The sequence below is a fragment of the Streptomyces sp. NPDC026417 genome, from assembly GCF_055567695.1.
On the sequence record NZ_JBVHPY010000003.1, the window covers coordinates 55,404 to 74,392 of the forward strand.

At 74.0% G+C, this 18,989-nt stretch carries 17 protein-coding genes and 2 pseudogenes; 10 read left to right on the forward strand and 9 right to left on the reverse strand.

Annotated features, from left to right (window positions below):
• Positions 1 to 160 precede the first annotated feature (160 nt).
• The 3 genes from ACZ4NT_RS05440 to ACZ4NT_RS05450 form a co-directional block, all read right to left on the reverse strand.
• Positions 161 to 913: an anti-sigma factor gene (locus ACZ4NT_RS05440; RefSeq protein WP_121408200.1), complete on the reverse strand. Its 753-nt coding sequence runs from the start codon at positions 911 to 913 to the stop codon at positions 161 to 163.
• Entirely contained in the window at positions 910 to 1,494 is a 585-nt protein-coding gene (locus ACZ4NT_RS05445; protein ID WP_121408199.1) for a sigma-70 family RNA polymerase sigma factor, read from the reverse strand. Before ACZ4NT_RS05445 ends, ACZ4NT_RS05440 begins: the two co-directional genes overlap by 4 nt.
• 179 nt (positions 1,495 to 1,673) lie before the next feature.
• A complete protein-coding gene (locus tag ACZ4NT_RS05450) occupies positions 1,674 to 2,267 on the reverse strand; it encodes a sigma-70 family RNA polymerase sigma factor (protein ID WP_121408198.1) in 594 nt (197 codons plus the stop codon).
• Positions 2,268 to 2,376: 109 nt separating this feature from the next.
• Between ACZ4NT_RS05450 and ACZ4NT_RS05455 the strand changes: the two genes are divergently transcribed.
• Together ACZ4NT_RS05455 and ACZ4NT_RS05460 are read left to right on the forward strand one after the other, a co-directional pair.
• Positions 2,377 to 3,447 (forward strand): MerR family transcriptional regulator, encoded by a 1,071-nt coding sequence (locus ACZ4NT_RS05455; protein WP_467723637.1) that lies wholly within the window; start codon positions 2,377 to 2,379, stop codon positions 3,445 to 3,447.
• 176 nt (positions 3,448 to 3,623) lie between these two features.
• Positions 3,624 to 4,865, forward strand: coding sequence for an NAD(P)/FAD-dependent oxidoreductase (locus ACZ4NT_RS05460; protein WP_121408196.1), 1,242 nt, complete (start codon positions 3,624 to 3,626; stop codon positions 4,863 to 4,865).
• A gap of 42 nt (positions 4,866 to 4,907) precedes the next feature.
• On the opposite strand, the gene ACZ4NT_RS05465 is transcribed toward ACZ4NT_RS05460, so the two are convergent.
• Positions 4,908 to 6,281 (reverse strand): cryptochrome/photolyase family protein, encoded by a 1,374-nt coding sequence (locus ACZ4NT_RS05465; RefSeq protein WP_467723640.1) that lies wholly within the window; start codon positions 6,279 to 6,281, stop codon positions 4,908 to 4,910.
• Between the two features lie 97 nt (positions 6,282 to 6,378).
• Positions 6,379 to 7,914 (reverse strand): SDR family oxidoreductase, encoded by a 1,536-nt coding sequence (locus tag ACZ4NT_RS05470; protein WP_121408679.1) that lies wholly within the window; start codon positions 7,912 to 7,914, stop codon positions 6,379 to 6,381.
• Positions 7,915 to 8,062: 148 nt separating this feature from the next.
• On the opposite strand from ACZ4NT_RS05470, the gene ACZ4NT_RS05475 reads away from it, so the two are divergent.
• From ACZ4NT_RS05475 to ACZ4NT_RS05485, 3 genes are all read left to right on the forward strand, one after another.
• Positions 8,063 to 8,584 carry a MarR family winged helix-turn-helix transcriptional regulator gene (locus ACZ4NT_RS05475; protein ID WP_467723642.1) on the forward strand — a complete coding sequence of 174 codons (522 nt, stop codon included), beginning with the start codon at positions 8,063 to 8,065 and terminating at the stop codon, positions 8,582 to 8,584.
• A gap of 134 nt (positions 8,585 to 8,718) precedes the next feature.
• Positions 8,719 to 10,815, forward strand: a complete 2,097-nt coding sequence (locus ACZ4NT_RS05480) for an MMPL family transporter (RefSeq protein ID WP_467723644.1) — start codon at positions 8,719 to 8,721, stop codon at positions 10,813 to 10,815.
• A 55-nt stretch (positions 10,816 to 10,870) separates the two neighbouring features.
• Positions 10,871 to 11,059: a hypothetical protein gene (locus ACZ4NT_RS05485; protein WP_121408677.1), complete on the forward strand. Its 189-nt coding sequence runs from the start codon at positions 10,871 to 10,873 to the stop codon at positions 11,057 to 11,059.
• A gap of 178 nt (positions 11,060 to 11,237) precedes the next feature.
• On the opposite strand, the gene ACZ4NT_RS05490 is transcribed toward ACZ4NT_RS05485, so the two are convergent.
• From ACZ4NT_RS05490 to ACZ4NT_RS05500, 3 genes and pseudogenes are all read right to left on the reverse strand, one after another.
• On the reverse strand, positions 11,238 to 11,654 hold the full coding sequence (locus ACZ4NT_RS05490) for an ATP-binding protein (protein WP_121408193.1): 417 nt from the start codon (positions 11,652 to 11,654) through the stop codon (positions 11,238 to 11,240).
• Positions 11,655 to 11,661: 7 nt separating this feature from the next.
• Positions 11,662 to 12,540, reverse strand: coding sequence for an MEDS domain-containing protein (locus ACZ4NT_RS05495; RefSeq protein ID WP_121408192.1), 879 nt, complete (start codon positions 12,538 to 12,540; stop codon positions 11,662 to 11,664).
• 189 nt (positions 12,541 to 12,729) lie between these two features.
• Positions 12,730 to 13,649, reverse strand: a pseudogene (locus tag ACZ4NT_RS05500) (LysR family transcriptional regulator).
• A gap of 143 nt (positions 13,650 to 13,792) precedes the next feature.
• On the opposite strand from ACZ4NT_RS05500, the gene ACZ4NT_RS05505 reads away from it, so the two are divergent.
• The 3 genes from ACZ4NT_RS05505 (at position 13,793) to ACZ4NT_RS05515 (ending at position 16,129) form a co-directional block, all read left to right on the forward strand.
• Complete coding sequence (locus tag ACZ4NT_RS05505) at positions 13,793 to 13,870, forward strand: putative leader peptide (protein WP_365876167.1); 78 nt, start codon at positions 13,793 to 13,795, stop codon at positions 13,868 to 13,870.
• A 321-nt stretch (positions 13,871 to 14,191) separates the two neighbouring features.
• A complete protein-coding gene (ssuE, locus tag ACZ4NT_RS05510; RefSeq protein WP_467723647.1) occupies positions 14,192 to 14,746 on the forward strand; it encodes an NADPH-dependent FMN reductase in 555 nt (184 codons plus the stop codon).
• Between the two features lie 240 nt (positions 14,747 to 14,986).
• On the forward strand, positions 14,987 to 16,129 hold the full coding sequence (locus ACZ4NT_RS05515; RefSeq protein ID WP_467723649.1) for an LLM class flavin-dependent oxidoreductase: 1,143 nt from the start codon (positions 14,987 to 14,989) through the stop codon (positions 16,127 to 16,129).
• 168 nt (positions 16,130 to 16,297) lie between these two features.
• On the opposite strand, the gene ACZ4NT_RS05520 is transcribed toward ACZ4NT_RS05515, so the two are convergent.
• Positions 16,298 to 17,347 carry an acyl-CoA dehydrogenase family protein gene (locus ACZ4NT_RS05520; protein ID WP_467723651.1) on the reverse strand — a complete coding sequence of 350 codons (1,050 nt, stop codon included), beginning with the start codon at positions 17,345 to 17,347 and terminating at the stop codon, positions 16,298 to 16,300.
• Positions 17,348 to 17,445: 98 nt separating this feature from the next.
• On the opposite strand from ACZ4NT_RS05520, the gene ACZ4NT_RS05525 reads away from it, so the two are divergent.
• Positions 17,446 to 17,799 (forward strand): YciI family protein, encoded by a 354-nt coding sequence (locus ACZ4NT_RS05525; protein ID WP_121408188.1) that lies wholly within the window; start codon positions 17,446 to 17,448, stop codon positions 17,797 to 17,799.
• Positions 17,799 to 18,896, forward strand: a pseudogene (locus tag ACZ4NT_RS05530) (RNA polymerase sigma factor); the annotation flags it as partial. The gene ACZ4NT_RS05525 and the pseudogene ACZ4NT_RS05530, both read left to right, overlap by 1 nt.
• Positions 18,897 to 18,989: the final 93 nt, after the last annotated feature.

Consider the following 18,989-nt stretch of genomic DNA (forward strand, 5'->3'; position numbering starts at 1 on the left):
CAGGTGACAGGGTGGAGATGCCCCGGGGGAATGGGGTGCGGGGGGCCTCCCGGCGCACGTGCGCGGGCGTGTCCCCCGCTGGTGGGGGGGGACGGGGGGGCGACGCCTCGGAGGACCGCCCGGCCCGGAGCCGCCGCTGGCGGGCCGGACGGTCGGGTCTTCAGGCGGGCAGGGCCATCAAGGCGACCGGCGACGAGGTCGGCTCGGCGGACCCGCCGGCCGGTTCGACGGTGATGCCCATCCCGGACGCCCCGTCGACGGCCCCTTCCATGAGGACCGCCTCCGTACTCCGGCCGGGGTCCATCAGGCCGGCCGACCGCATCGTCCCGTCGTCGTCGAACCAGAGCTGGTACACCTTTCCGTTCGGCGGCTTCGGCATCCCCGAGCCGATGAACACGGCGGCGTCGCGGCTCGCGGACACCACGACCGTGCCCCGGGCGCCGTCCGCGAGCGCCGCGGTCCGCGTCTTGGCGTCGGGGGCCGCGAGCACCGAGGCCATCGCGTCCGTCCGCTGCTCCGCGCGGGCCGCCTGTGCCCGGGCGTCCTGCGCCTGCTCGTGCTGCCACACCGTGGCGCCGCCGAGCGCCGCCGCGGCGGCGACACAGGCCGCGAGGGTCCAGCGCGGCAGCCCGCCCGCCCGGAGCGCCGACCGGCCGGGCCGGGGCAGGGGGACGGTGCGGGGAGCCTCCTGGCGGACCGTGGTGATCCGCCGCATGACCCGGCTCTTGAGCTCCGGGTGCGGTCGCGCCGAGGCCGCGAGGCCCAACCGCGCCGCCGCCTCGCCGAGTTCACGGACCTCGTCCGTGCAGGCCTCGCAGTCCGCGGCATGCCGTTCGAACGCGCCGCGCTCGTCCTCGGAGAGGGCGTGCAGCGCGTACGCGCCGGTCAACGTGTGCAGGTCGACAGTGGTCACGCCGCCACCCCCAGGCAGTCGCGGAGCCGGATGAGACCGTCTCGCAGTCGGGTCTTGACCGTGCCGAGCGGCAGGGAGAGCAGCTCGGCCACCTCGCGGTACGTGAGGCCCCGGTAGTACGCCAACGTCACGGACTGCCGCTGCAGTTCGGTCAGCGTGCGCAGACAGCGCCGCACCTGTTCGCGTTCCAGACGTGCCTCCACCTGCTCGGTCACCTCGTCGAACTCCGGAGTGCGTTCCAGGAGGGCCGCCTTGTGGTCGCGTGCCGCGGATGCCTCCACCGAGCGCACCCGGTCCACGGCCCGCTGGTGCGCGAGGGTGAGCACCCAGTTCATGACCGAGCCGCGCTCGGGCCGGTAGCGGGCGGCCGTCCGCCACACCTCGACCAGCACCTCCTGGGCGACCTCCTCGGACTGGGCCCGGTCGCGCAGCACGCTGCGCACGATGCCCAGCACCGGACTCGCCACCGCGTCGTAGACGGACGCGAAGGCGTCCTGGTCGCCACGGGCCACCTCGCCCATCAGGTCCGGCAGACTCGGCTCCGCATACGGATTCCTGCCGATCTCCACGGCTTCTTTCACGGGACGGTCCTCCAGGACGTGCGACGGGTACGGAAATGATCCGGAGCCGGTGTCGCGTCGGATTGGCCCGCCGGCGCGGGAACCGTACGGGCCGTCCGGACGACCTCATCGACGGGTGGCGGGGTGGATGAATCGTTGATGCATCGAGTTATGCGGGGTCACTCCTGTTCGCATCCTGGTCACCGTGCGGCCGTCGCCTCCGGCTGCAGGCAGCGGCGCAGCTGGTGCAGTCCCCGGCGGGCGTGGCTCTTGACGGTGCCCAGCGGCCAGCCGGTGCGCTGGGCGATCTGCGTCTGCGTCAGATCCTCGTAGAAGGCGAGGTGGAGGACCCGGCGCTGGGGGGCGGGCAGCCGCGCAAGCTCGTGCCGCAGCAGGACCCGGTCGAGGGCGGACTCGGGATGGACCGCCGAGTGGTCGGCCACCGCGAGTGCGGAGCCGGCCGCGGCCACCAGATCGCTGCGCCGGGCCCGCGCCGACAGGGCGTCGGCCACCTTGCGCCGGGTGATGCCGACCAGCCAGCCGGCGAAGACGCCGCGGTCGGGCCGGTATCCGCCGCGGCCCCGCCAGGCCGCCAGGAACACCTGCTGGGTGACGTCCTCGGCCTCCCGGGTGTCGCCGAGGGAGCGCCAGGCCAGGGTGTGCACCAGCGCTCCCCAGCGCTGGTAGGCGGCCGTCAGGGATGCCTCGTCGCCCGCCACGAAGCCCTCGACGAGGTCCGTGTCGGCGAGCTCCTCCGCCGCAGGGGCCCCTCGGGGCAACGTCAGTGCGGTCATGACCTCGACTCCTCACGGTGGACGCGTCTCCGCTTTCCGGTGCCCCCATGCTCCGAAGCAGACAAGCGTTGCGACAACTCGCATCGTTTCTGCGTCGTATAGTCGTCATATGAACGAGAGCGGACCGGCCGAGCGCCGCATTCCGGAGCAGTCGGCCACGGAGCGGGCGGTCCGGGACACGGATCGGGAGCCGTCGCCCCCCGAGGCGGGCGTGACCACCGGCGCCCTGGCCCGCCGCCTGGGGGTGTCGCCCACGACCCTGCGCTCCTGGGACCGCAGGTACGGGGTGGGCCCCGCCGTCCGCGCCGACGGACGGCACCGCCGCTGGACGCCGCAGGACGTGGCGATGCTGGAGACGATGTGCCGCCTGACCTCGTCCGGCGTGCCGCCCGCCGAGGCGGCCCGGGCCGCCAAGGAGGCCTCCGGCGGCCGCCCGGCCGGACCCGCCTCCCCACCGGCGGCCGAGGCGGTGCGGCGCGGGCGCTCACGGGCGGCCGGCGCGCTGCCCCTGGGGGACGCCCGTCACGAGTGCCGCGGCCTCGCCCGCGCCGCCGTCCGCCTCGACGCGCCCGCCGTCGAGGAACAGCTGACCTCCCTGATGGAACTGCACGGAGTGGTCGCCGCCTGGGAGGACGTGATGGTGCCGACGCTGCACGCCGTCGGACGCAAGTGGGAGTCCTCCGGAGACCGGTACGTCGAGGTGGAGCACCTGCTCTCCTGGCACATCTCCACGGCCCTGCGCCGCGCGACCTGGCCCGTCGACCCGGGGGTCGCGGACACCGGGGCGGGACCGGTCGTGCTGGCGTGCGTGCCGGGCGAACAGCACACCCTGCCCCTGGAGGCACTCAACGCCGGACTCGCCGAAGCCGGTCTGCCCACGCGGATGTTCGGCTCGGCCGTCCCGGTCGAGGCACTCACCGCGGCCGTGCAGCGGCTCGGGCCGTCGGCCGTCGTCCTGTGGTCCCAGGCGCGCTCCACCGCCAGCCACCCCCTCGCTCACCATGTCGCCGCCACGCGCTGGGGGGTCAAGGGCGCCCGCCGCCAGCCCGTCGTCCTGCTGGGCGGCCCGGGCTGGGCGGGACAGCGGACCCAGGGCATGCTGCGGCCCCCGGGTCTGCGGGACGCGCTCGCCGCACTGGCCCGCACCTACGACACGGCCGCCCCGGACGCACCGACCTGACCGCCGCCTCCGCAACCGGTCGCGCCACCCCGGCCGACGGTGACCCTCCGCCATTCATGCATCCGCGGAACCGGGGCAGCGGGAAGAGCGGGGTACGGGACGTACGCGGCCGCGTACGGCGGATGCCCGGTGGGCGTTCCGCCGGAACGACCTCCACAATGCGAAGGGTGGTAGTCATGGCCGGGACCCGCCAAGAGGTCGACGTGCTCGTGGTCGGGGCGGGCCTCGCCGGTCTCGCGTGCGCTCGTGACCTCATCGACGCGGGGCTCACCGTCCGCGTCCTGGAGGCGTCCGACGCGGTGGGCGGACGGATGCGCACCGACCGCGTCGACGGCTTCCTCGTCGACCGGGGCTTCCAGGTCTTCAACACCTCCTATCCGCAGGCGCGTCGGCGGCTGTCCGTGCGCGACCTGCGCCTGCGGCCGTTCACCCCCGGCGTCCTGATCCACACCGAAGAGGGCCGGCTCCGCTTCAGCGACCCGACGCGCACCCCGCGCCGGGCCGCCGATCTGCTGCCCGGCCGGCTCGCGGGCCCCCGCGACCTGCTCGCACTCGGGGCGCTGTCGGCCCGGGACATGTTCGGGCCCGTGCGGCTGCTGAAGCGCGGCGCGGACCGCACCACCCGGACCGCGCTGGCGGCGGCCGGGTTCTCCGAGGAGTTCGTGGAGCGCTTCTTCCGCCCCTTCCTGTCCGGCGTCTTCCTGGAGGACGACCTGGAGACCTCCAGCCGGGTCTTCCACCTGGTCTGGCGCAGCATGCTGCGCGGCACCCTCTGCCTGCCCGCCGAGGGCATCGGCGCCGTGCCCGCCCAGCTCGCGGACGCCCTGCCCTCCGGGACGGTCCGGCTGGAAGCCCCCGTGGACCGCCTCACCGACGCGGGCGTCGAGCTGAGCGCCGGGGGCGAGATCCCCGCGCGCGCCGTGGTGGTCGCCACCGGACCGCGCCCGGCCGTCGGACTGCTGCCCGAGCTGGAGGTGCCGCCGTACCGGACGGTCACGACCTACTACCACGCGGCCGAGCGCTCACCGCTCGCCGAGCCGACTCTGCTCACCGACACGCGCCGCCGTTTCCTGAACACGGCGGTGCTCAGCGAGGTGGTGCCGGGCTACGCGCCGCCGGGCGCCTCCCTGGTGGCCACGTCGGTCCTCGGCGGGGACGACGAGGGCCGGGAGACGGCCGTACGCGACGCGCTGACCGAGGCCTACGGGACGGACGCGCACGCGTGGCGTCTCCTCACGGTCCGGACAATCCCGGACGCGCTGCCCGCCATGGCGCCCCCGCAGCCGCTCAGCCGCGGGGCCCGCGTGTCCCCGGGCCGCTATGTGTGCGGCGACCACCGGGCCACCGGCTCCGTCCAGGGAGCGCTGGCCTCGGGCGCGCGGGCCGCCCGTGAACTCCTGCGGGACCTCGGACGCTGACCTCGGCCCCGGCGCCCCTCACCGGCGCCGGGCCGGGGCCTCTCAGTCGCGTCCGCGAGCCTGCTTGAAGCGGGCGAGACCCTCGGAGAGCTCGACGAGGGGCTCGGGATAGTCGTACGCCGCGCGTTCGGGGCCCTTGAGCTTCCACGGCTCGTGCACCACGGAGGCGTCCAGCCCCGCGAGTTCGGGCACCCAGCGCCGGACGTACGCCCCGTCGGGGTCGTACCGCTTGGCCTGGATCACCGGATTGAGGACCCGGTTCGGCCTGGTGTCCGTGCCGGTGCCCGCCACCCACTGCCAGTTGAGCTGGTTGTTGACGAGGTCGCCGTCCACGAGCAGGTCGAGGAAGTGCCGGGCGCCGACCCGCCAGTCGACGTACAGCGTCTTGGTCAGGAAGCTCGCGGTCAGCAGCCGGCCGCGGTTGTGCATCCAGCCCTCGTGGCGGAGTTGGCGCATCGCCGCGTCGACCAGCGGATACCCCGTGAGCCCCGCCTTCCAGGCGGTCACGTCCTCCTCGGCGGACGTCCCGGACCGCCAGCGGTCGTGCCGGGTGCGATAGTCGGCGGTGGCCGCGTCCGGCCGCGCCGACAGCACCTGGTGGTGGAAGTCCCGCCAGGCGATCTGCCGCACGAAGGCCTCGGCGCCGGGGCCCTCGGTCCGGCGGGCGCGGTGGACGACCTCGACCGGTGAGAGCGTGCCGAAGTGCAGGTGGGGCGAGAGGCGCGAGGTGGCGTCGCCCGCCAGGTCGTCGTGCCGGTCCTCGTACGCCGTCAGCCCGCTGCGCAGCCAGGCGGTCAGCCGCTTGCGCCCCTCCGTCTCGCCGCCCTCGGCCAGTCCCTCGGAGACGCCCCGCGTGGCACCTCGCGAGGGGAGCGGCTCGGAAGGGACGCCGTCCGGTACCCGGACCTGCCGCGGGGCGCCGAGCATCTCGCGCAGGTGCAGGCCGGACCACCGCCGGAAGTACGGCGTGAAGACGGAGAAGTGGTCGGCGGAGACCGGGGTGACGGTACCGGGCGCCACCGCGGTGATCACGGTGTCGTGGACGTGCAGACGGCATCCCTCGGCCTCCAGGGCGGCCCGCAGCCGCTCCTCCCGGCGGTGGGCGTACGCGCTGACCCCCGCCGCCATGTGCACCTCGTCGGCCTCCGACTCGGCGACCACCTTGCACACCTGGTCGACGACATCACCCGAACGGACCACGAGCCGGCCGCCGCGCTCGCGCAGCCCGGCGTCGAGATCGGTGAGGCAGTCGGCCAGGAACGCCAGCCGGTTGGGCGCGGTGAACCCGGCGGCGTCGATCGCCGCGTCCCGCACGAAGAGCGGCACCACCTCGCCCGGCCCGTCGAGCGCGGCCCGCAGCGGCGGATGGTCGTGCAGGCGCAGGTCGGACGTGAACAGGACGACCGAGACGTTCATGGTGCGGCTCCGGTGCGGGCGTCGGGGAGGAGGACGGCCAACTGATTCGGGCGCGGTGGCCCCAACGGATGCGCGCCGGGCAGTCGGCGCGGGCCGGTCACGGGGCGTGCGAGGGCGCGGCCTCCCGGGCGGCGGCGGGCGCGTCCCGGGCGGCGGCCTTGGCGATGTTGCGGGCCATGCCGCCGAAGACCACGGCGTGGAACGGCGACACGCTCCACCAGTAGGCGTGCCCCAGGAACCCGCGCGGGTGGAACAGCGCACGCTGGTGGTAGCGGGTCCGCCCGTCGTCGCCCCGCTCGGCGTACATCTCGAGCCAGGCCAGCCCCGGCAGCCGCATCTCGGCCCGCAGCCGCAGCAGACGGCCGGGCTCGATCTCCTCCACCCGCCAGAAGTCCAGCGAGTCGCCGACCCGCAGCCGTGCGGCGTCACGGCGGCCCCGGCGCAGTCCGACACCGCCCACCAGCCGGTCCAGCCAGCCGCGGACCGCCCAGGCCAGCGGGAAGGAGTACCAGCCGTTGTCACCGCCGATCCCCTCGATCACCCGCCACAGGGCCGCGGGGGAGGTGTCCACGACCAGCTCCCGCCGGTCCGTGTAGAGGCTGCCGCCCGCCCAGTCCGGGTCGGTGGGCAGCGGATCGCTCGGGGCGCCGGGGACGGACGCCGACGACCACCGCGTCGTCACCTGGGCGTCCCGCACCCGCTGCAGGGCCAGCGAGACCGCCTCGTCGAAGCCGATCGGGCGGCCCGGCGGATCGGGGACGTACCGGGCGATGTCGTGTTCGTGGCACACCACCTCGTGGCGCAGCGACTCGGTGAGCGGGCGGGCGATCGACCGCGGCACCGGAGTGACCAGCCCGACCCAGTGGCTGGAGAGCCGGGGGGTCAGGACCGGCACGGTGACGATGAGCCGCCGCGGCAGACCGGCGATCTTCGCGTAGCGGCGCATCATGTCGAGGTACGTCAGCACCTCGGGGCCGCCGACGTCGAAGGCGCGGTTGACGTCCGCGGGCATCCGCGCACTGCCGACCAGGGTGCGCAGGACGTCCCGTACTCCGATCGGCTGGATGCGGGTGTGCACCCAGCTCGGGGTGACCATGACCGGCAGCCGCTCGGTCAGATAGCGCAGCATCTCGAAGGACGCGGAGCCGGATCCGATGATGACGGCGGCGCGCAGCACCGTGGTGGGCACGCCCGAATCGAGCAGGATGCGACCGACCTCGGAGCGGGACCTGAGGTGCGGCGACAGTTCCTTCTCGGGTACGCCGACGGGGGTGAGGCCGCCCAGGTAGACGATGCGCCGGACGCCGGCCGCCCGGGCCCGCTCCCCGAAGATCCGGGCCGCCCGGCGGTCGGTCGCCTCGAAGTCCTTGCCCGTGCCCAGCGCGTGCACCAGGTAGTACGCGACGTCAATGCCGCGCATCGCCTCGCCGACCGAATCGGCGTCCGTGACGTCGCCGCGCACCACCTCCGCGTCGCCCGCCCAGGGGTAGTCGCGCAGCTTGGCGGGGGAGCGCGCCAGACAGCGGACCCGGTGCCCCGCGGCCAGCAGTTCGGGTACCAGCCGTCCGCCGATGTAGCCGGTGGCGCCGGTCACCAGACAGTTCAGGCCGGGACCGGCCTCGTCACCGCTCATCGCTTCTCCGCTCACCGTGTCGTCCGTTCCGTGGGCCCCCTTCGGGATCTCTTCCACACGGAGGGGCCCGACGGATGCGCCCGTGTACTCCTTCCGGGTCCGCGGCCGTGGTGCCGGGGCGGAGCGGCGGCTTCTATAGGCTGACCGCGTGGCCAGACGAGACGACGGTGACGACCGAGCGGGTGACCGCGCACGCGACGGCGGACCGGCCCCGAGCCGCCCGGTGCCGCCGGACCTCCAGGCCTTCGCGGTGCAGCTGCGCCGGATGAACGGCGAGATCAACCGCATGGTGCACGGGTTCGCCGGCCGGCAGGGCCTGCACGCCACCGACATCCAGGCGCTGGCCGCCGTCCTCGACTCCGAGGAGCCGCTCACGCCGGGCCGGCTGCGCGAGCACCTCGGCCTCACCTCGGGGGCGGTCACCGCCTGTCTGGACCGGCTGGAGCGGGCCGGCCACATCCGCCGGGTCCGGGAGAGCGCCGACCGCCGCGTCGTCCATGTCCACTACGTGCCCGACGCCAAGTCCGTGGCCCGGGCCCACTTCCGGCCGCTCGCCCAGGCGGCGGAGACCGTGCACGCGCGCTTCACCGAGGAGGAGCTGTCGGTGGCGCTGCGCTATCTGACGGCGCTCAACGAGGAACTCTCCACGGTGCGTTCGCCCGGCCCCTGAATCTTCGCGCCGGGTGCATCCGCCCGGGCGCGTTGTCCGGAAGGGGAGGGCGTGGGCTACGATCCGGACCCACTATCTCTCAATGATTAAGATTGTTTTTCATTGAGATACATGCCGTCCCTTCCTGGAGAGCGATGTCCCTCACCCCGCGGCGAGCCCGCTGGCTGCTGCCCCTGCTCCTGCTCGTCGCCTGGCTCGGGATCGGTGGAACACTCGGCCCCTACGCCGGGAAACTCGGCGAGGTCGCCACCAACGACCAGGCCGCCTTCCTGCCCCGCAACGCCGAGTCCACCAAGGTCATCGCCGAGCAACGCGCGTTCCAGCAGGACGAGACGCTGCCCGCGATCGTCGTCTGGACCGCCGACGGCGCGGCGATCGCGCCGGCCCAGCGGGCCGCGGCCACCCGCGCGCTGGCCTCCCTGGCCGACGCCCCGGGAGTCGTGGGCGAGGTCTCGCCCGCCCTCCCCTCCAAGGACGGCCGGGCCCTCCAGGGAGTCGTCCAGCTGGAGCCCGGCCTCGGCGACGAACTGCCCCCCGCACTCGACCGGATCCGGGCGTCCGCCGGCAAGGTGCCCGGCACGACCGCCCGGATCGCCGGCCCGGCCGCCAGCCAGGCGGACCTGTCCGACGCGTTCGCGGGCATCGACGGGCTGCTGCTCGGCGTGGCCCTGCTGACCGTGCTGGTGATCCTGCTGCTCGTCTACCGCAGCCTGCTGCTGCCCCTGGTCATCATGATCGGCGCGGTCTTCGCCCTCGGCCTGGCCTGCGCCGTCGTCTACGTCCTCGCCGACCACGACGTCGTCCGCGTCGACGGCCAGGTCCAGGGCATCCTCTCCATCCTGGTGATCGGCGCCGCCACCGACTACGCCCTGCTTCTGACAGCCCGCTACCGGGAGGAACTCGCCGCGCGCGACGACCGGTTCGCCGCCGCCCGGGCCGCGCTCCGCCGGTCCTGCGGGGCGATCGTCGCCAGTGCGGGGACCGTGGCCCTGGGCCTGCTGGCCCTGCTGCTCAGCGACCTGACGAACAACCGGGCGCTGGGACCCGTCGGGGCCATCGGCATCGTCTGCGCCGTGCTCAGCACGCTGACCTTCCTGCCGGCCGTGCTGGTCCTGCTCGGCCCCGCCGCGTACTGGCCGGCCAAGCCCCGCCCCGCCGAGGCCACGGGCGGCGGACACGGCATCTGGCGCCGGGTCGCCGCACTGGTGGACCGGGCACCGCGCAAGGTGTGGGCCTCCGCCCTGGCCGCGCTGCTCGTGTGCGTCGCCTTCGCGCCGACGCTCACCGCCAAGGGCGTTCCCCTCGACGAGACCTTCGTCAACGACGCACCCTCCGTCGCCGCCCAGGAGACCCTCGGACGGCACTTCCCGGGCGGCTCCGGCAACCCCGCCGTCGTCATCGCGGACGCGGACCGCCTCGCGCGCGTCACCGCCGCGGCCCGCGGCACCGAGGGCGTCGTGTCGGCCGTGCCGGTGACGGAGTCGGGGCGACCGGGCGCGGGAGATCCCCGGGTCGTCGACGGCAGGGTGCGCATCGACGTCACCCTGCGGGCGGCGGCGGACAGCGACGCGGCCAAGGACACCGTCGCGCGCCTGCGCGCGGCGGTCCACGCGGTACCGGGCGCGAAGGGGCTGGTCGGCGGCTACACGGCGCAGCAGTACGACACGCGGAACACCGCCGAGCGCGACCGCATGCTGATCGTCCCGGTCGTCCTCGCCATCATCCTCGTCATCCTGGTCGGACTGCTCCGCTCCCTGCTGATGCCGGTCCTGCTGGTGGCCACGGTCGCCCTCAACTTCCTTGCCACGCTCGGCATCTCGGCGCTCGTCTTCCGGCACGGCTTCGGCTTCACGGGCACCGACGCGTCCGTCCCGCTGTACGGCTTCGTGTTCCTGGTGGCCCTCGGCGTGGACTACAACATCTTCCTCATGTCCCGGGTCCGGGAGGAGTCGCTGCGCCACGGTGTGCGGGAGGGTGTCCTGCGCGGCCTGGTGGCGACCGGCGGTGTGATCACGTCGGCCGGCGTCGTGCTGGCGGCGACCTTCGCCGCCCTCGGCGTCATCCCGCTCGCCTTCCTCGTCCAGATCGCCTTCATCGTGGCCTTCGGGGTGCTGCTCGACACACTGGTCGTACGGTCCCTGCTGGTGCCCGCACTCGTCCGGGACCTGGGCCCCGTCGCCTGGTGGCCGGGCCCGCTCAGCCGCCGCGCCGGGGGCGATTCACCGCAATGACATGTCCCGGCGGAACGCGGGCAAGCGGAACGTACGGAGGTACCAGTCGGAGTCGATGGTGGAGGTGTCTGCCGGTATGGGTGCGAAGGTGTTGGAGCGGTTTCCAGCGGGTTCTCCGCGCGGATCGTGGCCGGCGGAGGAGTACGCCGCCCGACGCCGGGCCGAGGGTGAGCCCGCCACCGTCGTGATGGACCTCAAGTCCGACGCGTTCCTCGTGGTGGTCCCGGCCCGGGACGACGACTGAGACGGTGTGCGTCCTGCCCCGGAGGACGGCCGGGACGGATGACGTCCGGCGTCGGAGGACGCCCGGGGACGGGTTCCGTCCCGGCCGGGGACGGCGGCCTAGCGGTGTTCGTCCCGGCCCGGGACGACGACTGAGGCGGTCTCGGGCCGCCCGGCTCCCGCACGCGGTACCACGACCGTCAGCCGAGTCGCATCGAGAAGCTGACGGTCGTGCCGGGGACGCCGGGCGTGATCGACAGCCGGTCGGCGACGAGCCGGGTGAGCCACAGCCCGCCGCCCCCGTCACCGGCCGGCGCGAGCTCCGCGAGCACGGCCTCGCTGCAGCCGGGGCCCCGGTCGGTGATCCGGCACTCGAGTTCACCGGCCCGGTGCAGCAGGACCAGCGTCCCGTCCCCGCCCCCGTGCTGGACGGCGTTGGTGGCCACGGCGTCCATCGCCACCACGAAGTCGCCGCGTCGGGGCTCCACCAGTCCGGCCAGACTCGCGTGGCCCTCCACGAGCACCCGCAGGCGCGGGATGTCGGCGCCGGCGAAGCGGCTGTGCAGCAGGACGTCCTGAGCGGTGTGCGAGGAACCGTCACCCGTGTCGAGAGGCATGAGCCGATCACCCGGACACTTCGATGGCGGCCGGGCGCGCGCCCAGGCGACCCAGCAGAGTCGCGTGCCGGGCGGAGCAGCGGACCCGGACCGGGCCCCCGGCGTCCGGCTCGCCCATCAGCCGCACCAGGTCCTGCGCGCACCGCACGCTCAGGAACTCGACGCGTCGCAGATCCATCGTGACGGGGGACCCGTCGCCGGTGCGCGCGAGCGCGTCCCGCAGCGCGCGGACGAACTGGGTACGGGTGGTCAGGTCGGCCTCTCCGACCATATGGAGCGTCCTTCCCGTGTGCAGACACCTCAACTGGCCGATCCGGTTCAGGAGATCGCGGGGATGGGCACGCCGCATCGCCCGCAGCACCCGCTCGTCGAAGCGGTCCTCGTCGTAGGCGCAGACCTCGCTGTAGAAGCCGTCCGAGAACAGGTGCCCGGCCCGCTGCTCCCGGTCCATCATCATCTCCACGTCGGCGCCGAGGTCGGCCACCCAGCCCATGTCGATGTAGGTGCGCAGGCCGGTGAAACCCTCGTCGCGGGCGGCCCGGCTCTCCTCGCCGATCCGCTCCCACTGTCTGTCCGCCGTGAACTCCGGTGCGGGGACGATGAGTTGCCGCATGCTGCTCAGGGACAGCCGTCCCGTGCGCCGGGCCGTGGCCAGCACCGGTCCGGGCGCCTCCTCGAAGGCGGACCACACTTGACCGTCCGTCAGGTGGGGTGGTCCGAAGACGATGACCTTCTCCCCGCGGGCGAGGCCGGCCCACACGAACGCGGACATCACGTCCCGGCCGTGCGTGTCGCCCTCGTAGCCGAAGAATGCGTGATCGCCGGGCCGCATCTGCTGGACCGGGATCGTCCCGGGATGGTGCTCGTGTTCCTCGTGCTCGCTCATGAGCAGGCCTGTTCACCTCCCGACTGCTGTCGCGGTGCTACACAGGGTAGTGGGGCGGACGGGCGGTGCCGCGTGATTCGCCGACATCGGTCCCGCGCACCCGTGCGGCCGGTACGGTGCCCACCCGTCCCCGCCTCCCCGGACCCGGAGGACAGCGGCTCCCGGGGTGCCCCGCCCCGGACCGGCCGCTCACTCCCGCCGGCTCAGGGACCCGCCGAGCTCCGCCGACCTGCGCACGAAGGCCGTGTGCAGGTCGTGGGCCGCGCGCGGGACGGACTCCGCCCGGCGGCGGCGCAGCATGAGCAGGACCGGGTCGTATCGTCGTCGAGGGGGCGGTGGATGATCGCTCCCTGCCGCTCCAGGGGATCTCCGACGACGCTGAAGTCGGGCAGGACCGTACAGCCGAGGCCCTCGGCGACCATCAGCTTGCCCATCTCGGCGCCGTCGGTGGAGTACGCGAAGACGGGTTCGTGCCCCTCCAGGAGCCGCCGGACGTAGCGGTGCATGACATAGCCGGAGCGCATCGCGATCAGCGGTTCGTGGAGGAGGTCGGACACCGGCACGACCGCCCGGGCGGCCAGGGGGCTGTCCGGGTGCATGCACAACACCGGCCGCCCGCGCAGCAGTTCGGTGCTCTCGAAGTCTGCCGGCATGTCGTCTCCGTCGAGATGGTTCACCAGCCCGAGATCCAGGCCGCCCTCCGCCAGCGCCCGGTGGATGTCGGACTGCTGCGCGCCCACCACCTCCACCTGGGTCATCGGGTGCGTCGTACGGAACGCCTGGACGGTGGGGATGAGCAGCGGCGCCGTCGCCGCGTTCACCGTGCCGACGCGGACCATCCGGCTGATGCGGTGCTGCTCGCCCGCGGCGCCCCGCAGCCGGTCCACCGCGTCGAGCACGTTGATGATGTGCGGCAGCAGTTCGCGGCCCTCCGCACTCATCCGTGCCCCGGTGCGTTTGCGCTCCAGGAGATCGACGCCCAGTTCGCGTTCCAGATTCCGTACGGTCTCGCTCAACGCGGGCTGGGACAGGTGGAGTTCCTCGGCGGCCCGGCGCAGTGAGCCGAGCCGGGTGACGGCCGCGATGTATTCCAGCTGCTCTGTGCGCATCGCAGCAGGATGCGGTCGGCGCACCGAGGCGTTCAAGGGTTTCCCTGTCACGCCTTCGTGAAATTCGGCGGTCCGGGATGCGAGACCGGTCCGCCGTTCCTTGACGGCCTCGACGGGCGGCTGCGACGATCGGCGACATGAAGATGCGACTGGACCTCACGCGGCGACGCCATGTCGACCTCGCGCGTGTCTCCAGCTCCTTCTGTTGCCGCGCGGCCTGACGACGCCCGACGGTAGGGCCCCCTTCGCACCTGCGGCCCCCTCCGCTCACTCCCGCGGTCGTCCCTGCGCCTTTTCTCCGTACCACGCCCGGCGGTGATTTCCGTCCGCGCGGCGCGGTCCTTCCGGGTGTCCGCGCAGCACGTGGCCGCCTTCCCTTCCGTGGGAGTTGCCGGGCCCCGCCCGTCCTGTTCCCTGCGGCACCCCATGAACGCGCGTACGCCGGCGGCCGGTTGACGCGCGCCCGCCGCGAGCGGGAGGCCGACCGCCCGACTCCGTCCCCGCCAGACACTCGCCGATCCCCGCTCACGAAAGAGGGCCCCATGGCCACCGTCCTGTCCGTCTCCGGCAGCCCGTCCGCCTCCTCCCGCACCGCGAAGCTGCTGCGCCACCTCGACGCCCGGCTCGCCGCCCAGGGACACGAGGTGATCCCGCTCGACATCCGCACGATCCCCGCAGAGGCCCTGCTCGGGGCGGACTTCAGGCACCCCGCCATAGTCGAGGCGACGGCGCTCTTCGCCCGGGCGGACGGCGTCGTCGTCGGCACCCCGGTCTACAAGGCCGCCTACTCCGGCGTGTTGAAGGCGCTGCTCGACCTGCTCCCGCAGTACGCGCTCACCGGCAAGACCGTCCTGCCGCTCGCCACCGGCGGCAGCACGGCCCACGTCCTGGCCCTCGACTACGCGCTCCGCCCGGTCCTGAGTTCCATGGGCGCCGCGCACATCGTCCAGGGCTGGTTCACCCTCGACAAGGACATCACCACGGAGGACGACGGCAGCATCTCCGTGGCGCCCGCCGCCGCGGAGGCCCTCACCCAGGTGGTCGACCAGTTCGCGGCGGCGCTCGGGCGTACCCCCCTGCTGGCCGCGGCGGTCTGACCCCGGCTCTGTCGTCTCCGTCTTCACCGACGACGCCCGGGCGGGCGGTGGCCGCCGCCCCGGTCCGGAGCTCCCGGCGACCAGGCTCGGAACCCCGAACCCCGAACCCCGAACCCCGAACGCCGCCCGCCGTCACGGGAGTCGGGCTCCCTGACGGCGTCGGCACCGCGCGCGGTGCCGAACGGAACCCCGCCCCGCGCCACCGACTCCGCTGAGTCCCCCACGATCGGAGACCACCCCGTGCCCCTGACCTTCCACTGGTTCCTGCCCACCAACGGCGACAGCCGGCATGTCGTCGGCGGCGGCCACGGCACCCCGGCGACCGCCTCCGGCCGGGACCGGCCGCCGACGGTCGCCTACCTGAGCCAGATCGCCCGCGCCGCCGAGGACCTGGGCTTCGTCGGCGCGCTCACCCCCACGGGCGCCTGGTGCGAGGACGCCTGGCTGACCACCGCGATGGTCAGCCAGCACACCGAGCGGCTGAAGTTCCTGGTCGCCTTCCGGCCGGGCTTCGTCTCGCCGACGCTGGCCGCCCAGATGGCGTCCACCTTCCAGCGGCAGACCGGCGGGCGGCTGTTGCTCAACGTGGTCACCGGCGGCGAGAGCCACGAGCAGCGGGCCTACGGCGACTTCCTCGACAAGGACGCCCGCTACCGCCGGACCGGCGAGTTCCTGCAGATCGTGCGGGACCTGTGGGAGGGCATGACCGTCGACCTGTCCGGCGACCACCTCCGGGTCGAGGACGCCCGGCTGGCCCGGGTGCCCGACCCCGTGCCCGAGATCTACTTCGGGGGCTCGTCGCCCGTCGCCGGTGAGGTCGCCGCGCGGCATACGGACGTCTACCTCACCTGGGGCGAGCCGCCCGCCCAGGTCGCCGAGAAGATCGGGTGGGTCCGTGCGCTGGCCGAGCAGGAGGGGCGCCGCGTCCGCTTCGGCATCCGGCTGCACGTCATCACCCGCGACACCTCCGAACAGGCCTGGGCGGAGGCGCACCAGCTGCTCGACGGGTTCGACCCGGAGACGGTGAAGTCCGTGCAGGCCGGACTCGCCCGGAGCGAGTCCGAGGGCCAGCGGCGGATGCTCGCCCTGCACGGCGGCAGCCGGGACGGACTGGAGATCCACCCCAATCTGTGGGCGGGTATCGGCCTGGTCCGGGGTGGCGCGGGGACCGCCCTGGTGGGGAGCCACGAGGAGGTCGCCGAGCGCATCGCCGAGTACCACCGCCTCGGCATCGACGAGTTCGTCCTCTCCGGCTACCCCCATCTCGAAGAGGCGTACTGGTTCGGCGAGGGTGTCCTGCCCCGGCTCGCCGCACAGGGGGTGTGGCAGCACCCGTTCGCCCCCGCGGCGACACCGTCCGCGCAGGTACCGTTCGCGAGCTGATCGGAGCCCGCGGTGCGGACGCGGCCGCAACGCCGGGCCGCCGGCACCGACCACCGGGCCGTCGGCGGCCGCCCGGTACGGACCCGGTCGCCTCACCCCGGCCGAGCCGGCACCGACCGCCGCGCCCGCCCGCGCCCACCGTCCGGCCGGCGCGGAACGTCGGTCGTCCTAGAGGCCGGAGAGCGATCCGAGGTGCGCCGTGCGCACCTCGGCCGTCTGCCCCTGCACCAGCAGGAACATCCCCTCGCGGGCCAGCCGCTGGGCCGGGCTGCCCAGGTCCATGGAGCGGCCCCCGCCGGCCACGACCGCCGCGGTCGTGGCCGCGCGCATCAGGTCGTACGCCTGCGTCTTGCACGCCAGCCGCTCGTCCAGGCGCTCGTGCGGCACCGGGTGGTCGGCCAGCGCGTACGCCCGGGCCCGAACCGCTCCGAGCCGGGTGCGCAGTTCGCGCGCGGTCCTCTCGGCGGCCGGGTCCCCGTCCAGCAGCGCGAGCGCCGCCGCCGTGATCCCGAAGACGGCGGGGGAGGCGTTGGTGTTCCTCGGACGGTCGCCGGCCGCCCAGGTGGCGTAGGGCGCCCGCAGGGCCACGGCGTCGTCGGGGAGCCACAGCCCGTCGAGCGCCAGCGAGACCGTGCGCGAGGCACCGAGCGCGGCCAGCCGCATGGGCGGAGACGGACGCAGCCCGGACTGCTCGCGGGCCTCGGTGAACGCGAACAGCGCCTCGTCCTCGTCGGTCACGCCGGCCAGCAGCATCACGTCGTTGAGGCCCCACCCCGTGTACCAGGGGACGGTGCCGTCGAAGCGCCAGCCGCCGCGCTCCCGTGTGACCCGCACCGGAACCCGCGGATGGGCGCGCAGCTGCGCGTAGGCCACCCCCGACAGCAGCTCGCCGGTCGCCAGCTTGCCCAACAGGCGCTCCCGCACCGCACGTTCACCGCCGACCAGGGTCTGCACGGGCGTGTGGTGCTGGGTCTGCACGAACCACGTGGAACAGCACGCGCCGGCGAGGATCTCGGCGATCTCCCGGGCCACCGCCGCCGGAGCGGCCGACCCGCCGTACTCGACCGGAGCACCCACCCCGAGCAGCCCGGCCCGCTTGATCGCATCGAGACTGGCGGGCGGCACGCCCTCCTGGTCCACCCGCTCGGCCCGGGGCGCCAGCACCTCGTCCGCGAGCCGCCGCGCACGGATGACGAGAGGGTGCGGTGCGGTGGTCATCGAAAAAATCTCCCGGTGTCGTGATGTCCGGTGTCGATCCGGCGGTCTCCCGTTCGTGTAGGCAGTGAGAAGCGCGACGAGACCGAGGAGGACACGTCATGAAGCACTACCTGTTGAGCGTGATGCAGCCGGTGGGGGAGCCTCCCGCGCCGGAGGCCCTGGAAGAGATCATGCACAATCTCGACGTCTTCCACGCGGAGCTGCGCGCGGCCGGGGCCTGGGTCTTCGCCGGGGGGCTGCACGGCCCGGAGACGGCCACGGTGCTCCGCGCGGGGGACGGGGACGTCCTGGTCACCGACGGTCCGTACACCGAGAGCAAGGAGTACCTCGGCGGGATCTGCCTCATCAAGGCCCCCGACCTGGACGCCGCCCTCGCATGGGGCCGCAAGGCCACGTTGGCGACCACGCTGCCCATCGAGGTGCGCCCCTTCCTGGGCGAAGCCGAGGACTGATGGCGACCGCCGGCGCGGAGATCGAGGCCGTGTTCCGTGCGGAGTACGGCCGCGCCGTCGCCGTGCTCGTCCGCCACCTCGGCGACATCGACCTCGCCGAGGAGGCGGTCCAGGACGCCTTCGCCACGGCGGTGCGGACCTGGCCGGACACGGGTGTCCCGCCCAGCCCCGCCGGCTGGATCATCACGACCGCCCGCAACCGTGCCGTCGACCGGTTGCGGCGCGAGTCCTCACGACAGACCCGGCACGCCGAAGCGGCCCGCCTGTACGCGCGGGACGCACCGGTGGAGGAGGGCCCCGTGCGCGACGACCGGCTCCGTCTGATCTTCACCTGCTGCCACCCGGCGCTCTCCACCCGGGCCCAGGTGGCCCTGACGCTGAGACTGCTCGGCGGCCTGACCACCGCACAGATCGCCCGGGCCTTCCTCGTGCCCGAGCCGACGATGGCCCAGCGTCTCGTCCGGGCCAAGGCGAAGATCCGCGACGCCCGCATCCCGTACCGCATCCCCCGCGACGCCGACCTGCCGGACCGCGTCAGAGGCGTCCTCGCCGTCGTCTACCTGGTCTTCAACGAGGGCTACGGGGGCCGGGCCGAGCTGTGCCGGGAGGCGATCCGCCTCGGGCGGCTGCTGGCCGAGCTCATGCCGGACGAGCCCGAGGCCGCGGGCCTGCTCGCGCTGATGCTCCTCGTCGAGTCCCGCCGGCCCGCCCGCGAGACGCCCGACGGCGAGCTCGTCCTCCTCGCCGACCAGGACCGCTCCCGCTGGGACCGTGAGCTGATCGCGGAGGGGCAGGACCTGGTGCGGCGCTGTCTGCGCCGCGCTCGCCCCGGCCCCTATCAGATCCAGGCCGCCGTCAACGCCGTCCACAGTGACGCCCCGACCGCCGCCGACACGGACTGGGGACAGATCCTGCGGCTGTACGACCAGCTCACGGCCCTCGCTCCGAGCCCCGTCGTCGCCCTCAACCGGGCCGTCGCGGTGGCCGAGACCGCCGGCCCGGAGCCCGCGCTCGCCCTGGTCGAGGAGCTCGACCTCGACGGCTACCACGCGTTCCACGCCGTACGCGCGGACCTGCTGGCCCGAGTGGGGCGAGGCGGGAAGGGAGGGGAGAGGGGAGGGGGGGGGGGTGGGAGCAGTGGGTATAGCACTGATGATCGCTCCTTTCCGAAGCTGGTGAGGAAGCGAAGC

What these genes read in the sequence shown, in the direction of transcription:
- ACZ4NT_RS05460 (WP_121408196.1), top strand. Translation starts at nt 3,624, where the DNA reads ATGGCCGGGACCCGCCAAGAGGTCGACGTGCTCGTGGTCGGGGCGGGC.
- ACZ4NT_RS05450 (WP_121408198.1), bottom strand. Translation starts at nt 2,267, where the DNA reads ATGACCGCACTGACGTTGCCCCGAGGGGCCCCTGCGGCGGAGGAGCTC.
- ACZ4NT_RS05465 (WP_467723640.1), bottom strand. Translation starts at nt 6,281, where the DNA reads ATGAACGTCTCGGTCGTCCTGTTCACGTCCGACCTGCGCCTGCACGAC.
- ACZ4NT_RS05505 (WP_365876167.1), top strand. Translation starts at nt 13,793, where the DNA reads ATGCGACTGGACCTCACGCGGCGACGCCATGTCGACCTCGCGCGTGTC.
- ACZ4NT_RS05455 (WP_467723637.1), top strand. Translation starts at nt 2,377, where the DNA reads ATGAACGAGAGCGGACCGGCCGAGCGCCGCATTCCGGAGCAGTCGGCC.
- ACZ4NT_RS05490 (WP_121408193.1), bottom strand. Translation starts at nt 11,654, where the DNA reads ATGCCTCTCGACACGGGTGACGGTTCCTCGCACACCGCTCAGGACGTC.
- ACZ4NT_RS05470 (WP_121408679.1), bottom strand. Translation starts at nt 7,914, where the DNA reads ATGAGCGGTGACGAGGCCGGTCCCGGCCTGAACTGTCTGGTGACCGGC.
- ACZ4NT_RS05525 (WP_121408188.1), top strand. Translation starts at nt 17,446, where the DNA reads ATGAAGCACTACCTGTTGAGCGTGATGCAGCCGGTGGGGGAGCCTCCC.
- ACZ4NT_RS05485 (WP_121408677.1), top strand. Translation starts at nt 10,871, where the DNA reads ATGGTGGAGGTGTCTGCCGGTATGGGTGCGAAGGTGTTGGAGCGGTTT.
- ACZ4NT_RS05495 (WP_121408192.1), bottom strand. Translation starts at nt 12,540, where the DNA reads ATGAGCGAGCACGAGGAACACGAGCACCATCCCGGGACGATCCCGGTC.
- ssuE (WP_467723647.1), top strand. Translation starts at nt 14,192, where the DNA reads ATGGCCACCGTCCTGTCCGTCTCCGGCAGCCCGTCCGCCTCCTCCCGC.
- ACZ4NT_RS05480 (WP_467723644.1), top strand. Translation starts at nt 8,719, where the DNA reads ATGTCCCTCACCCCGCGGCGAGCCCGCTGGCTGCTGCCCCTGCTCCTG.
- ACZ4NT_RS05520 (WP_467723651.1), bottom strand. Translation starts at nt 17,347, where the DNA reads ATGACCACCGCACCGCACCCTCTCGTCATCCGTGCGCGGCGGCTCGCG.